Genomic DNA, 14,282 nt, shown 5'->3' with positions numbered 1-14,282 from the left:
AGGCCCTCAGCCACTAACCGCGAAAACCACTGGTTTCCAAAACTTTCAACTCAGAAGGACATAGACAATGTCGATCAATTACCAGTTCGGAGACGTCGACGCGCACGGTGCGTTGATCCGTGCGCAGGCCGCTTCGTTGGAGGCCGAGCACCAGTCCATCGTGCGCGATGTGCTGGCTGCCGGTGACTTCTGGGGCGGCGCCGGTTCGGTTGCCTGCCAGGAGTTCATCACCCAGTTGGGTCGCAACTTCCAGGTGATCTACGAGCAGGCCAACCAGCACGGCCAGAAGGTGCAGGCCGCGGGCAACAACATGGCCAGCACCGACAGCGCCGTCGGGTCCAGCTGGGCCTAACAGATCCCGAGCGGTAGGGGCGTGCCGAGCGATCGGTGCGCCCCTACTGATGTTCGGGGCTCAGAACCGTCCACCGCCGCCCATGAAGCCGCCGTCGGAGCCGCCCGGCGACGAGTTCGACGAGCCACCGAACGACGTGGAGCTCCAACCGCTGAATTCGCCCCGCATCCCACCGCCGAGCAGGTCGCCGATGATGATCCCGCCCAGCATCGCGCCGGTGTCGCTGCCGCCGACGCCGGTGTAGGCACGCTGAGCCGAGACCACGTCCCCGTTGGCCAGCGACTGCGCGTTGGCCGCCAGAGTCGACGCCGTGTTGGCGTGGGCGATCGCCTCGGCCGGGTTGGTCGACCTTCCCGCATGCGCGGCCTCGAGATGCCGCTGGGCCTCGGCGAGCCGGGTGCGAGCCTCGGGCCCCACGCTGCCGCGACGGGTGTCGATGTACTCCGAAACGCCGCGCACCCGCGACTCGGTGGTGAACAACGCCTGCTCGAGCGACCGATTGAGCCGCTCGGCGTCCGCCTGCTCCTTGGCCACCGTGGCCAGCAGCCGGTTGAGATCGGAGTCGGCCTTGGCCAGTTGCGCGAAAGTGCCCAGCGGATCGGCGGATCCGCCACCGGCGGCATCGACAGCTCTCACCACGGCGTCCCGCGCCGCGGCCAACTCGCCGGCATGCGCGGCCTTGCTGCTCGGCCCTTGCAGCTGCGAGGTGGCGTGCTGGATGCCCGCCTGGATATCGGTCATCACGGCCGGCAGCTGCGCCACGGCACGGCGGATGTCGCCGGCCGCGCTGTCCACCGCATCCAGCAGCGCGCGGGCCTGCCCGAGCGCCGACTCGCTGGCCCGCACCGCATCGACCAAACCGCTCTGCTGTCCACAGACCGCATTGCCGGCCAGGGCTCGGGCCGCACCGATATTGCGGTCGGCGAACGCCAACCGCTCCTTGGCGGTGGCGGCATTGCCCGACACCGAAGTCAGTGCCGCTGGACCGAATTCGGTGTTCAGCTCGATCAGCCGCTGTTCGGCCGGCTCGATACGGGCGGTGAGTTTGACGACCTGCTGGGTCAGCGCGTCGAGCCGCGATGCGGCGTTGACGACCAAATCGCGTAGTTGCTCGAACGCCTCGGTCTGCGCGTCCAGTTCACGGTCGGCGCTGGCCGCCGACACGATCACCTGGGTGAGCAGCTCGCGTTGCTGCACCGGCGTCTCGGGCACCGCGTCGTCGAGTTGCTGACGTACCGTAAAGGCTTGGGAGAGTGCAGCTTTGGCGTTGATGACGGCCCGGGTGAACGGTTCGGTGCGCTCTGCGCCGAACTCGTCGATCGCCAAGGCGAGCTCGTTGGAGCTGGTGCGCACGGCGTTGTCGACCTCCACCACCATCGAGCGTGACAGGTCGTCGAGAGCGGCCAGCGGCACGGCGGCCAGCGCGGTCGGATCGGTGGGGTCCACCCGTCGTGCGGCGGCCAGATCGGCGCTGCGACGCCGCCGGCGCCGATAGCGCATGACGAACACCAACGCCACCACCCCGACGATGATCACGGCGAGGGTGGCCAGCAGCCAGAAGCGGTTTGACGAATTCGGTCGCGCATTGAGGCCATTCGCGGCCGACACCGCGGCGCCGCGCCAGTCCCCTTCGCGCAGAGCGGGTTCGATTTCGTTGCGGCGCAGTTCGTCGACCTGAGCCTGGGTCACGCCCTTCACCCCGGACGGCACCAAGAAGGCATAGGCCCGCCCGGTGGTGGCCACCGCGAGCAGCGCGTCGTAGGTGCCTAGGTCGCTGTCGTGGATCGTGCGCTGCGCCCAGCTCACCGCGTTCTGGCCGGAGAAGTCGTCGACGTAGACCACCCACAGCCGGATGTGGCGGTCGTTGTAAAGCCTGTCCACGGCTTCGGTCACATCGATGCGACCGGAAGGTGACAGCGCGCCCGCGTCGTCGGTGACATACCCCGGCAGCCGGAACGGCGGCTGCGCCTGGACGCCCGGTGCCGCCGCCAGCCCGGTGATGAGCATCGTCAGGATCACACCGAGTAAGCGGGCAATGCGCATAGGTTAATTTAGCGCCGGGACGCAGCGGGGCCATTGTGCGGCATTCCCTGGCAGACTGTGCTGCGGTGAACAAGGTGACCACGAACCTGCACGACCCGTACGACGACTTCGACCGCCAACGGCGGGTGGGCGAAGCGCCGAAGACCGCGGGTCTGCCGGGCACCGAAGGTCAGCATCGCACGGACTTCGCCCGCGACCGGGCCCGCGTGCTGCACAGTGCCGCGCTGCGCCGTCTGGCGGACAAGACGCAAGTGGTCGGGCTCCGCGAAGGGGACACTCCGCGCACCCGGCTGACGCACTCGCTGGAGGTCGCGCAGATCGGGCGGGGCATGGCGATCGGGCTGGGTTGCGATCCCGACCTCGTCGAGTTGGCCGGGCTGGCCCATGACATCGGACACCCGCCGTACGGGCACAACGGTGAGCGCGCACTCAACGAGATCGCCGACGAGTTCGGCGGTTTCGAAGGCAATGCCCAGAACTTCCGGATCCTGACCAGCCTCGAGCCCAAAGTGCTTGACGAGCAAGGCAATAGCGCGGGGCTGAACCTGACCCGCGCCGCGCTGGACGCGGTCACGAAATATCCGTGGACACGTCGTGGTGCAAGAAGCAAGTTCGGGTTCTACGACGAGGACCGCGACGCGGCGGACTGGATGCGCGCGGGGGCGCCGCAAGACCGAATGTGCCTGGAAGCACAGGTGATGGACTGGGCCGACGACGTCGCCTACTCGGTGCACGACGTCGAGGACGGCGTCGTCTCACAGCGCATCAATCTGCGGGTACTCGCCGACGAAGACGAGGCGGCCGCGCTGGCCAAGCTGGGGGAGAGTGAGTTCTCCCGGGTGAGCGCCGACGATTTCCTGGCCGCGGCGCGCCGACTGTCGGGGCTGCCGGTGGTGGCCGCGGTCGGCAAGTACGACGCCACGCTGGCGGCGTCGGTCGCACTCAAGCGGCTGACCAGTGAACTGGTGGGCAGGTTCGCCTCGGCGGCCATCGCCACCACGCGAGCGGCGGCGGGTCCCGGGCCGCTGGTGCGCTTCCAGGCCGATCTGGCCGTACCCGACTTGGTGCGCGCCGAGGTCGCGTTGCTGAAAATACTGGCGCTGCAGTTCATCATGTCCGATCCGCGGCATCTGGAAACTCAGGCTCGGCAGCGCGAACGCATTCATCAAGTGGCGCAGTGGTTGTATGCCGGAGCGCCGCGCACGCTCGATCCGTTCTTCGCCGCGGCATTCGCCACCGCCGCCGACGACGGCGCCCGGTTGCGGGTGATCATCGATCAGATCGCCTCCTACACCGAAGGACGGCTGGAGCGAATCGACGCCGGCCCGGCGAACCCGTAACGGCGGTATGGCACCAGCTAGGCTGCGGGTATGAGCAGAAACACCGCCGTTGCCGCCGCCCTGTTTTCGATGCCGATCGTGGCCATGACCGCGTGCAGTTCGCCTCAGCATGCCAGCACCCAGCCGGGCACGACGCCGCCGGTGCACAGCGGCTCACCCGCCTCGCCCGGTTCGTCCGCGGCGGCCAGTCCGGCGCCCAGCGGCCAAGCCCTTTCCGCTCAACTCAAGGCACCCGACGGCCGGCAAGTGGCCACCGCCACCTTCGAGGTGACCGACGGCTACCTCACCATCACCGTTAAGACGGACAGCCCCGGCATCCTCGCGCCCGGCCTGCACGGCATGCACGTGCACGAGATCGGCAAATGTGAGCCGAACTCGGTTGCCCCGACCGGCGGTGCACCGGGGAACTTCCTGTCGGCGGGCGGTCACTACCAGGCGCCCGGCCACACCGGGAAGCCGGAAAGCGGTGACCTGTCATCGCTGGACGTGCGCCGCGACGGCTCGGCTTACCTGGTGACCACCACCGACGCGTTCACCAGGGACGAGCTGCTGGCGGGCAACAAGACGGTCCTGATGCTGCACGGCGCGCAGGACAGCGACATGGCGATGGAGCGCGTTGCCTGCGGCGTGATCGGTCCGGCCAGCTGAGCTGGTCGTCACCGCTACCAGACCCGGCGTCCTAGACTGAGCCGATGGCTGGCCGGATCTCCGATCGTGATATCGCCGCCATCCGCGAACGCGCCCGCATCGAGGACGTCGTCGGCGACTACGTGCAGCTGCGCCGTGCCGGTGCGGACTCGCTGAAAGGCTTGTGCCCGTTCCACAACGAGAAGTCCCCGTCGTTTCACGTCCGACCTAACCACGGCCACTTCCACTGCTTCGGTTGTGGAGAGGGTGGCGACGTGTACGCGTTCATCCAGAAGATCGAACACGTCAGCTTTGTCGAGGCCGTCGAACTGCTGGCCGACCGGATCGGCCACACGATCACCTACACCGGCGCCGCGGCCACCAACGTGCAGCGCGATCGCGGCAGCCGCAGCCGGCTGATCGCGGCCAACGCGGCCGCGGCCGAGTTCTATGCGGCGGAGCTGGAATCCGACGAGGCGGCACCGGCGCGTCAGTATCTGAAGGAACGCAACTTCGACGCCGAGGCTGCCCGCCGCTTCGGCTGCGGATTCGCCCCGTCGGGCTGGGAGACGCTGACAAAGCATTTGCAGCGCAAGGGTTTCGAGTTCAAAGAGCTGGAAGCCGCCGGCCTGTCCCGGGAGGGCCGACGCGGGCCGATGGACCGCTTCCATCGCCGGCTGTTGTGGCCCATCCGCAGCTCGGCCGGCGAGGTGATCGGGTTCGGCGCCCGCCGGCTGTTCGACGACGACCCGATGGAAGCCAAGTACGTCAACACGCCCGAGACGCTGCTCTACAAGAAGTCGTCGGTGATGTTCGGCATCGACTTGGCCAAGCGCGACATCGCCCGGGGACACCAGGCCGTCGTCGTCGAGGGCTACACCGACGTAATGGCGATGCATCTGGCCGGGGTCACCACCGCCGTCGCGTCGTGCGGCACCGCGTTCGGCGACGAGCATCTGGCGATGCTGCGTCGGCTGATGATGGACGACAGCTTTTTCCGCGGCGAACTGATCTACGTCTTCGACGGCGACGCGGCCGGCCGGGCGGCCGCGCTCAAAGCCTTCAGCGGCGAGCAGAATCTGGCGGGACAGTCCTTCGTCGCTGTCGCCCCGGACGGCATGGATCCCTGCGACCTGCGCCTGGCGTCCGGCGACGGCGCGCTGCGCGACCTGGTGGCCCGACGAACCCCGTTGTTCGAGTTCGCGATTCGCACGGCGATCGCCGAATTCGACCTGGACAGCGCCGAAGGCAGGGTGGCCGCGCTGCGGCGCTGCGTGCCCATGGTCGGCCAGATCAAGGACTCCACGCTGCGCGATGAGTACGCCCGCCAGCTCGCCGGCTGGGTGGGGTGGGACGACGTCGCGCAGGTCATCGACCGGGTGCGGACCGAGGCGAAGAAATCCAAGGCCCCGGCACGGGCCGGTGCGACGCCGAGTTCCCGCCGCGGCGCCGAACCGCCGGCCCCCAGCGCCCCGGGTGAACCCGCCGCCCGTCCGGACCCACGCGACCCGACCCTGTGGCCGCAGCGGGAGGCACTCAAGTCGGCGCTGCAGTACCCGGCGTTCGCCGGCCCGGTGTTCGACACACTCACCGTCGAGAGCTTCACCCACCCCGGGTACGCGGCCGTGCGCGCTGCCATCGACGCGGCCGGCGGCACGTCGACCGGCATCACCGGCGCACAGTGGATCGACGCGGTACGTCACCAAACCACGTCGGCCCTGACCGCCGGCCTGATCAACGAGCTCGGGGTGGAGGCCGTCGCCGTCGACGACGAGAAGCTGCCCCGCTACATTGCCGGGGTGCTGGCCCGGCTGCAGGAAGTCTGGATGGGCCGGCAGATCGCCGAGGTCAAATCCAAGCTGCAGCGCATGTCACCGATCGACCAGGGCGACGAGTATCACGCGCTGTTCGGCGACCTGGTCGCCATGGAGGCCTACCGGCGCAGCCTACTGGAGCAGGCTAGCGGCGACGATCTGACGGCGTGAGGGCCTCGTCGGCCGGTCGCTCGACTTCGCGCTGCACCACGGCCGTCTCGGCGTCGATCTCGGCCACGGTGACAAACCCCGTGTCCGGCGAGATGGTGTTCGCGATCTTGCGCCGGCCACCTTCGATCATCGACCGGGCCATCGGACTGCCGGTCAGCGCGCGATACGTGGCGACGAGCTGCTCGTACCGGCGGCGTCCGGCCTTCGAGCCCAGCACGTAGCCCAGTCCGAGCACGACGACATATCGGATCAAAACGTCCCTCTCCACGACGGTGCGGATGGCTCCATCCTGCCTCACTCGGTCGGCTGTGCGCACCCCCGACCGGTCTAGCTGGGAACCAGCCGTTAGCCGGTGAACTTGGGCGCGGGTATGCCAGTACGCTAGAGTCGTCCAGCGATCCGCGCCAGATTCGCGCGGGCCGGGTTCATCCCCTGTAGCTCAATTGGCAGAGCATTCGGCTGTTAACCGAAGGGTTGGTGGTTCGAGTCCACCCGGGGGAGCAGGGTCAGAGTGTTTTTGATGACCGTCGTGCAATTTCCTTGCAACATCTTGGCATCGAGCGGGGCCGTAAGAACCGGGGGACAGAGAGGTCGCCTGTTGGAGATTTGCAGCGAGGTTCAGCAGAACGCTGTCGCCGACGAGGTATCAGCCCTTCTCGCGGTTGTTCGTCCGATCCTCCAGGGCATACTGATGTCGCTCAAGCACGAGTTGGTTAGCGACTTGGGCGGCTACCCCGAGATCAGACTTCGGATGTTGGCGCGTGCTCGGCGTCCCGGCGACGGCGACACCGGGATCTGTTCGAGAACGCGGTCCACGACGCAATCGCCCGAGGTGAACCAGTCGTGAAAGAACGTGTTGCCGATGCCCTCAACAGGTGCCGGGTTCCAGGCGAGACGCTGTCGTCCATCTTGTTCGGTGTCGAGAAGGCTGGCACGCAGCTGCTCATCAACACAGCAGCCGAGTCTCTGACCAACGATTCATCTTTGTTATATGGGACGCAAGGTCGACCGGTGAAGCTGAAGAGGCATTTGAACTCAGCAGCCATGAAATCGGTTGCCCACAATGCTGCGTTCTGGACGATGCCCGCAAACGCCTGCGCATCTGTGTAGTGGTAGACGGTGGCCACTTCATCAAGCTACGGCAGCGACCCATCGAGGCGAGCCGTCTTAGCACCTGTTCTCGCCGCCCGCGTCACGGCGCCGAAAGTCACAACAAGGTGCGCAGCCCGGATCGAATACACACCAGCTCGAAGCTGCCGGGACCGCCGTCATCGGACAGCCCGAGTGTGGCGCAGACGTCGCGGTGGCCGCCGCATGTTGGCAATTCTGGGGAAGACGGGGCGCGGTCGCGGTTTGGTCGTCTATGGTGCTGACCGTGACCCCACAGGCAGGTTGGTATCCCGACCCGGCCGGATCAGGCATGCAAAGGTACTTCGACGGGACGAACTGGACACCTAGCTATGCGCCGGCCGCAGCCCCAGTGCCGCCGAAACCGGCCAGCAGCACAGGACGGACACTCGCAACTGTGCTCGGTGTCGTCGCGGCAGTGTTGGTGCTGGGGTTCATTGGCATCGCCGTGTTGGTGGACATCGGCGAGCACTACTCCGACGCCACATTCACACCCCGGCCAAATCCTAGCAACGACGCAGGGTCGACAAATCAGGCCGTCAGCGATGGCAAATTCACATTCACGGTGACTGGCGTCGACGAGCAGGACTCGCTAGGGGTATCGAAGCCGCGGGGCAGATTTGTGATCGTGAGCATTACGGTGAAGAACACCAGCAAGCAGGAGCAATCATTCCAGGTGAATAATCAGATGTTGATCGGTTCGAACGGCGCGAAATATCGAGCAGATTGGATGGCGGCGACGTCGATCAACAAAGAGAACACGCTACTGCTAGCGCTCGGCCCCGGCTTCTCAGCAAAGTATCGGCTCCCGTTCGACATCACGCCCGCCAAGATCGAACTGCACGATTCGGCACTCTCAGGTGGGGCAACAGTGAAGCTGTCCTAGGACCCGTGGGCCCGGCCTACTGAGGACCGGCGTCGGTGCTGTCACCCGGAACTCACCGCCTGAGATACGCCAGCGGGCGTACCCCCAGATCTCCGCGTGTCCGGGGGCGTCATCGACGGGGGCTCGGCAGCGATGGTTCGAAATTTGACATGTGTCCAGAGCACTTCGGGTTTACGTCACCGTCAGTTAAGTAGCGACGCGTACGGTTGGCCCGTCGCACGCGTGGGTGCCCGCACACGCCGGCAGGAAAGTGGTGTCGTCCGGTGCTATTGAGCGGATTGGTGACCACGTTCGACGCCGTCATTCGCGCCGGATCCGCCGGGCGTGCCGCGCGCCGACTATGACCCGCTGCTGGCCCTGCTGCGCCGCCGCATGCCCGACAGCGCGGTGGCCGCGGTGGCCACCCACCTGGTGGCCAGCGGCGATCTGAACATCAACTACGCCGATATCCGCGCGGCCATCGCCCATGTCGCCGACGAACTGCCCTGCGCGGCCGATCTCGAACGCGTCCAGGGCCGGCTCGCGGCGATCATCGAATTGTCGCAACAGCCCGCGCAATTGAGTCGAGGCGCTAGTCGTCGATGACCGCGAGTCCGCGCCGCTTGAGGTCGGCGAGGCCGTCGCGCATGGCCCGAAGCTGTTCGGCCGAGTGCCCCACCCAGTCGGTGATCTCACCGACGATTCGCACGGGCTCCCGCGTGCGGCAGGACCGCGTCGGATTTCCGGGGAACTTCTTGTCGGTCACGTTCGGGTCGTCCTCGAGTGCGCCTTCGGGTTCCACGATGTAGATGCGGCCGCGGCCCTCGCCCTTGGCCAGCTCGGCGCCCCACACCGCGGCATCCAATGTCCGCGTCACGTAGACGTGGTTCGCCAGGCGTGCGCCGCCGTAGTTCGACCGACGGCCGGGCACCAGGAGATCGCCGGGGGCAAGGTCGGCCTTGGTGCCGTGCAGGAGTGCACCCGACTCGTGCACTTCGAATGGTTTCGGTCCGCTCGTCACGAAAAGCCTTCGCGTCTAGTCGTATTCGGTGCGCCGCATCGTGTCGAGGGTGACTTGCCGAGGGTCGTCGTGTTTTCGGGTGGCCACCCCGTCGTCGACGGCGGCACGATAGACGGCCTCGGCCACCGCGGACGAAACCGCGCACAAGTTCTGCACATCCGGCAACAGCGAGTCACCGGGATGGGCGGGGCTGGCCTGTCCCGCAATGGCTTTGGCGGCCGCGTGCAACATGGCCCGGGTCAGCCGCCGGGCGCCGGCGACGATGATGCCCAGCCCGAGCCCGGGGAACACCAGCACGTTGTTGGCCTGGCCGATGGTGTAGGTGACGCCGTTGTATTCCGTTAAGGGGACCGGGGTTCCGGTTGCGACCAGCGCCCGGCCGTTCGACCAGGCCAGCACGTCGGCCGGCATGGCCTCCATGCGGGAGGTCGGGTTGGACAGCGGGAATATCATCGGGTGTTCGCAGGACGCGGTCATCGCCTCGACGACCTCGCGGGTGAAGGCGCCGAAAACGGTCGAGCAGCCCAGCAGCACGGTGGGGGAGGCCAACTTGATGGCGTCGACCAGCCCCACTCGTTCGCCGGCCGCCACGCCCAGCTGCCGGCGGTCCTTGGCGTAGGGCACCTGGAAGTCGCGCAGGTCGCCCATGTCGTCGAACAGCAAGCCCTGCTTGTCGATCGCCCAGATTGCGGAAGTCGCCTCTTCCGGGGTGGCGCCGTCGTCGACCATCGCGTCGCGAGGCTGGTCGGCCACACCGATTCCGGCGGTGCCGGCGCCGAAGACGATCGTCTTCTGGCCGCGCAGCGGCACGCCGGTCAGCCGCGCCCCGCCGTGCACGGCGGCCACCACCACGGCGCCGGTGCCCTGCACGTCGTCGTTGAACACGCAGTAGTCGTCGCCGTAGGTGGTGAGAATCTTTCGCGCGTTGATCGGCCCGCAGTCCTCGAAATGCAGGATGGCGTTGGGGAACAACCGGTTGGCGGTTTCGATGTAACGCTTGATGAAGGCGTCGTATCCGGCGCCCTCGCGTCGTGCGTGGCGGTTGCCCAGATAGAACGGATCCTGCAGCAGCTGTTCGTTATTCGTGCCGACGTCGAGCGACACCGCGATGCAGCGGCGCGGATCGATACCGCCGCCGGCGGTGTAGAGAGCCAACTTGCCGACCGCGATCTGGATGCCACCCACACCCCAGTCGCCGATCCCCAGGATGGCTTCGGCGTCGGTGCACACGATCAGGTCGACGTCGTCGGGTCCCAGCCCGAACGTCTGGAAGGCGTCGGCGATGTCGTCGGGTTCGTCGATGCTCAGAAACAGGCCGCGCTGGCCACGGTATTCGTCGGAGAAGCGTTGAATGGCCTCGCCCACCGTGGGCGTGTAGACCACCGGCATCAGCTCGGGCAGGTAGTCTTCGAGCACCTTGTAGTACAGCAGTTCGTGACGGTAATGCAGCTGTTCGAGGAGCGGTTCCGACCGAGATCTGTTGACATGCTTTGCAATTGATGCTATACCCGGTCGGCTTGCTGTTCCAGGGTGAGCACCGCCGGCGGCAGCCGCCCGGTCAGCCCGAGCCGCCGTCGCTGTTCGTGGGTGAAGCCGACGCCGCGGTTGAGACTCGGGGAGGACATCGCTATGGGAATCCGGGGCACGTGGCCGTCGCCCATCGGCAACCTCCGTCGTCGTACGTCACGTCGCGGTAGCGCTGCTCGCGGTAAACGTATCTCGCAGAGCAACCAGAGGCGACGTCAGATGGAGAAGTCCTCGCCGTGCCAGACCCCGGCCTCGGGCGGCCGGATCACTCGGCCGGTCTCGGTGTCGTCACCACTTAAGGCTTCGAGCCTCGCGACCCGGGTGAGCAGGGACTGCAGGCTGACCCCGAGAAGGTCGGGCATCAGCGCGTCGTCCTCGTTGCCGCGGGCGAGACGGGTGACGACCTGCCCGGGGACCCCGACGACCACAGAGCTGGTCGGTACCTCCTTGACGACGACCGCGTTGGCGCCGATCCGGCTGTCGTCGCCGACCTTGATCGGTCCGAGGATCTTCGCGCCGGCGCCGATGATCACCCGGTCACCGATCGTGGGGTGGCGTTTGCCCAGGTCCACACCGGTGCCCCCGAGCGTGACGCCGTGGTAGATGGTGACGTCGTCGCCGATCTCCGCGGTTTCCCCGATCACGATGCCAGTGGCGTGGTCGATGAACAGCCCCGAGCCGAGAACCGCGCCCGGGTGGATCTCGACGCCGGTCAGGATGCGGGTGAATTCGGCCAGCACCCGCGCGGCCAGCCGGGCACCCCGGTTCCACAGCAGGTGGCTGATCCGGTGACCCCAGATGGCGTGCACACCGGGGTAAGCGAAGATGACCTGCAGCGTGGTGGGCCGGGCCGGATCTCGATCCTTGGCCGCCCGGATGTCTCGCCGCATGGTCTCGAACATGGCTAGTCCGCCACGTCCGCGAAAAGCGGGGTGCTCAAATACCGTTCGCCGAAGTCCGGGAGTACGACGACGATCAGCTTGCCGGCGTTCTCGGGCCGGCGGGCCACCTGCAGCGCGGCCACCACGGCCGCACCCGAGGAGATGCCGACCAGCAGCCCCTCTTCGCGGGCCAGTCGGCGGGCCAGGTTGATCGAGTCGTCGTTACCGACGGCGATGACCTCGTCGACGACGTCCTCGCGGTAGATTGGCGGTACGAATCCGGCGCCGAGGCCCTGAATCGGGTGCGGCCCCTTCTGGCCGCCGGACAGCACCGGCGAGGCGGCCGGCTCGACGGCGACGAACTGCACCGACGGCTTGCGCTCCTTGATGACCTCGGCGACCCCGGTGATGGTCCCGCCGGTACCCACGCCCGCCACGAAGATGTCGATCTTGCCGTCGGTGTCGCGCCAGACCTCCTCGGCGGTGGTCTTGCGGTGAATCGCCGGATTGGCCGGGTTCTCGAACTGCTGAGGCACGAAATACCGCTGGTCGGTCTTGGCCAGCTCCTCGGCCTTGGCGATCGCGCCCGGCATGCCTTCGGCGCCGGGGGTGAGGATGATCTCGGCGCCGTAGGCGCGCAACACCTTGCGGCGCTCGACGCTCATTGTCTCCGGCATGGTCAGCACCAGCTTGTAGCCGCGCGCGGCGGCCACCATCGCCAGCGCGATGCCGGTGTTTCCGCTCGTCGGCTCGAGGATGATGGTGTCGGGCTTGATCAGCCCGGCCTCCTCGGCGGCGTCGATCAGCGCCAGGCCCAGGCGATCCTTCACGCTGTTTGCCGGGTTGAACGATTCCAGCTTGGCGACGACGTCCGCGCCCGCGCCGTCGGTGACGCGGTTCAGCCGGACCAGCGGCGTGCGCCCGACGAGTTGGGTGATGTCCTCGGCGATGCTCATGAAACTTCCTCCACGATATCGATACAAGACTCGTCGGCGGGCCAGGTGATGTCGAATTCGACGGCCACGTCTGTGGGTACTGTCAGGGCGACCGGTGTGAATCGTTGCGACTCCTCCTCTAGCGCCACTCCAGTCAGGACCCGCCCCTTGAGGTTATGCGGTGTTGTCGCGGTCAGTGTGGTTGCGCGGGTACCCGGGGCGGGACGAAGGTAAAAGTCCCGGCCTGGCTCAACCACGTCGGCGATGGGTCGGCCGTCGGCATCGACAAGTGTGTGTCCGTCAGTCACGTTGAGCGTCAATGGGATTGCCACTTGGAACGGTCCTACGAGTTCGGAGTCGGCTGTCGCGTCCGTACCGACCAGTTGGGCGTCGTCGGTGTCGGGTGCGGCGTTATTCGCACCGGTGAGTAGGTAATTGTAGAGGTGCACGATTCGGTCGGCATTGCGGTAATGGCGGCTACCGGTGAGCCAGAAGTGAACATAGTCGATTGTCGGGTTGTCGGCGTCGGTTGCCGCGACCAGGCGGTAGTAACGGTAGCCGCGTCCTCCGCCGCTGTGGCTGCTGGCCGACAGCGTGCTGCCGACACCGAGTGTGCGTTCGTGGCGGCCACTTCCGGCGGCTACGGCCAACTGCGAACCCGAGATTTCTTGCCAGACAACGCCGTTGGCTGACTTTTGCAGCTTCAACGTGGTGGGGGCTTCGGCGTCGGTCCACACCGAGTAGCCGCCCAGCTGCGGCTCCCCGTCGAATTCGAACGTGGTGGTGCCGCCCGGTTGCCGGTGCACAGCGACGGGCACGTTCAACGGCCGGGTGTGCAGGTCCAGTCCGTTGGTGAAATGCCAGATCGCGGCCTGGGTCGCCGCAATAGCTTCGTGTTCGGCGATGTTGGCCCGCCCCAGCGGGTGACCCGCCTGGCGTACCCGCCGACTCAGTTCGTCCGTCGGCAGCACCGGGTAGGAGTGGCGCAGGATCCAGTCCACCTGCGCTTCGTAGCCGCGGGTGTGCAGATGTGGCAGCCCGGACCAGGATCCCAATCGGTAGCGCGAGGGGTGATGTGGCGCGATGCCGGTGAAGTCCAGCGAATAGGCCTGCAGGTTGGGGTTGAGCCTGATCAGGTCGGTGCGCGCGGTGCTGCCGTCGGCAAACACGATCTGGTCGATGGTGCGGGAGTACGTGCCACCGCGATAACGGGTCATGTGGGTGACTTGAGTCGCTGGGCGCACCAGTACGCCCCGGCGCGTCGCCACCCGCGCCGGGGCGCGAGTGGGCATGGACAACACGGTCATGAGCGGTTGATCTTTCTGAAAGTAGGTGGCGCGCTTGTCTGTGACCCCGGCTGGGTGGTGGTCCAACTCGCCTGCGGGTAGCGCGAGGATTTCTACGGCGTGGCGTCAGGAAATCAACAACAGCAACAACAGCACACGGCGAAGCAGCGCGAAGGAGCGAAGCGCAGCTGAAAGGCCTGTTGCATAGCCCCACTATAGGGCATCAGCAACCTTTGGCATTTCTGCTCACGCACGGTCTAACTCTGTCCGGTGCCGCTGGCCTCCGCCTACG

Annotated in this window: 13 protein-coding genes, 1 tRNA gene and 2 pseudogenes; 9 read left to right on the top strand and 7 right to left on the bottom strand. The window is 66.9% G+C overall.

What is annotated here, in order from left to right:
• Positions 1 to 67 precede the first annotated feature (67 nt).
• The gene (locus T428_RS0120595) at positions 68 to 352 is read left to right on the top strand and encodes a WXG100 family type VII secretion target (protein ID WP_025737064.1); all 285 of its coding nucleotides are present in this window, start codon (positions 68 to 70) and stop codon (positions 350 to 352) included.
• 60 nt (positions 353 to 412) lie between these two features.
• Here the strand turns inward: T428_RS0120595 and T428_RS0120590 are convergent, their stop codons facing one another.
• Positions 413 to 2,395, bottom strand: coding sequence for a TPM domain-containing protein (locus T428_RS0120590; RefSeq protein WP_025737970.1), 1,983 nt, complete (start codon positions 2,393 to 2,395; stop codon positions 413 to 415).
• A gap of 74 nt (positions 2,396 to 2,469) precedes the next feature.
• On the opposite strand from T428_RS0120590, the gene T428_RS0120585 reads away from it, so the two are divergent.
• From T428_RS0120585 to dnaG, 3 genes are read left to right on the top strand one after another with little or no spacing between them, the layout of a single operon-like run.
• Positions 2,470 to 3,735, top strand: coding sequence for a deoxyguanosinetriphosphate triphosphohydrolase (locus T428_RS0120585; RefSeq protein WP_025737969.1), 1,266 nt, complete (start codon positions 2,470 to 2,472; stop codon positions 3,733 to 3,735).
• Between the two features lie 30 nt (positions 3,736 to 3,765).
• A complete protein-coding gene (sodC, locus tag T428_RS0120580; protein WP_025737968.1) occupies positions 3,766 to 4,383 on the top strand; it encodes a superoxide dismutase[Cu-Zn] in 618 nt (205 codons plus the stop codon).
• Between the two features lie 44 nt (positions 4,384 to 4,427).
• Positions 4,428 to 6,347, top strand: coding sequence for a DNA primase (dnaG, locus tag T428_RS0120575; RefSeq protein ID WP_025737967.1), 1,920 nt, complete (start codon positions 4,428 to 4,430; stop codon positions 6,345 to 6,347).
• Here the strand turns inward: dnaG and T428_RS0120570 are convergent.
• Positions 6,322 to 6,600, bottom strand: coding sequence for a hypothetical protein (locus T428_RS0120570; RefSeq protein WP_025737966.1), 279 nt, complete (start codon positions 6,598 to 6,600; stop codon positions 6,322 to 6,324). The two genes, dnaG and T428_RS0120570, sit on opposite strands and share 26 nt — an antisense overlap.
• A gap of 175 nt (positions 6,601 to 6,775) precedes the next feature.
• On the opposite strand from T428_RS0120570, the gene T428_RS0120565 reads away from it, so the two are divergent.
• From T428_RS0120565 to T428_RS0120545, 5 genes and pseudogenes are all read left to right on the top strand, one after another.
• A tRNA-Asn gene (locus T428_RS0120565) sits at positions 6,776 to 6,848 on the top strand.
• Positions 6,849 to 7,190: 342 nt separating this feature from the next.
• Positions 7,191 to 7,457, top strand: a complete 267-nt coding sequence (locus T428_RS32925; RefSeq protein WP_156943013.1) for a hypothetical protein — start codon at positions 7,191 to 7,193, stop codon at positions 7,455 to 7,457.
• 253 nt (positions 7,458 to 7,710) lie between these two features.
• Positions 7,711 to 7,821: pseudogene (locus tag T428_RS36200) on the top strand (DUF2510 domain-containing protein); the annotation flags it as partial.
• 51 nt (positions 7,822 to 7,872) lie between these two features.
• Entirely contained in the window at positions 7,873 to 8,361 is a 489-nt protein-coding gene (locus T428_RS31385; RefSeq protein ID WP_051465300.1) for a DUF4352 domain-containing protein, read from the top strand.
• Positions 8,362 to 8,685: 324 nt separating this feature from the next.
• On the top strand, positions 8,686 to 8,946 hold the full coding sequence (locus tag T428_RS0120545) for a DUF3349 domain-containing protein (protein WP_025737964.1): 261 nt from the start codon (positions 8,686 to 8,688) through the stop codon (positions 8,944 to 8,946).
• Here the strand turns inward: T428_RS0120545 and arr are convergent.
• The 5 genes and pseudogenes from arr to T428_RS0120520 form a co-directional block, all read right to left on the bottom strand.
• A complete protein-coding gene (arr, locus tag T428_RS0120540; RefSeq protein WP_025737963.1) occupies positions 8,933 to 9,361 on the bottom strand; it encodes an NAD(+)--rifampin ADP-ribosyltransferase in 429 nt (142 codons plus the stop codon). The two genes, T428_RS0120545 and arr, sit on opposite strands and share 14 nt — an antisense overlap.
• Before the next feature lie 15 nt (positions 9,362 to 9,376).
• A pseudogene (locus T428_RS29855) lies at positions 9,377 to 11,022 on the bottom strand (NAD-dependent malic enzyme).
• Between the two features lie 81 nt (positions 11,023 to 11,103).
• On the bottom strand, positions 11,104 to 11,790 hold the full coding sequence (gene cysE / locus T428_RS0120530; RefSeq protein ID WP_025737962.1) for a serine O-acetyltransferase: 687 nt from the start codon (positions 11,788 to 11,790) through the stop codon (positions 11,104 to 11,106).
• Positions 11,791 to 11,792: 2 nt separating this feature from the next.
• A complete protein-coding gene (cysK, locus tag T428_RS0120525) occupies positions 11,793 to 12,725 on the bottom strand; it encodes a cysteine synthase A (RefSeq protein WP_025737961.1) in 933 nt (310 codons plus the stop codon).
• Complete coding sequence (locus T428_RS0120520) at positions 12,722 to 14,011, bottom strand: thioester domain-containing protein (RefSeq protein WP_025737960.1); 1,290 nt, start codon at positions 14,009 to 14,011, stop codon at positions 12,722 to 12,724. Before T428_RS0120520 ends, cysK begins: the two co-directional genes overlap by 4 nt.
• Positions 14,012 to 14,282: the final 271 nt, after the last annotated feature.

Source organism: Mycobacterium genavense ATCC 51234 (assembly GCF_000526915.1).
GTDB lineage: Bacteria > Actinomycetota > Actinomycetes > Mycobacteriales > Mycobacteriaceae > Mycobacterium > Mycobacterium genavense.
This window is presented reverse-complemented; position numbering and strand designations above follow the sequence as displayed.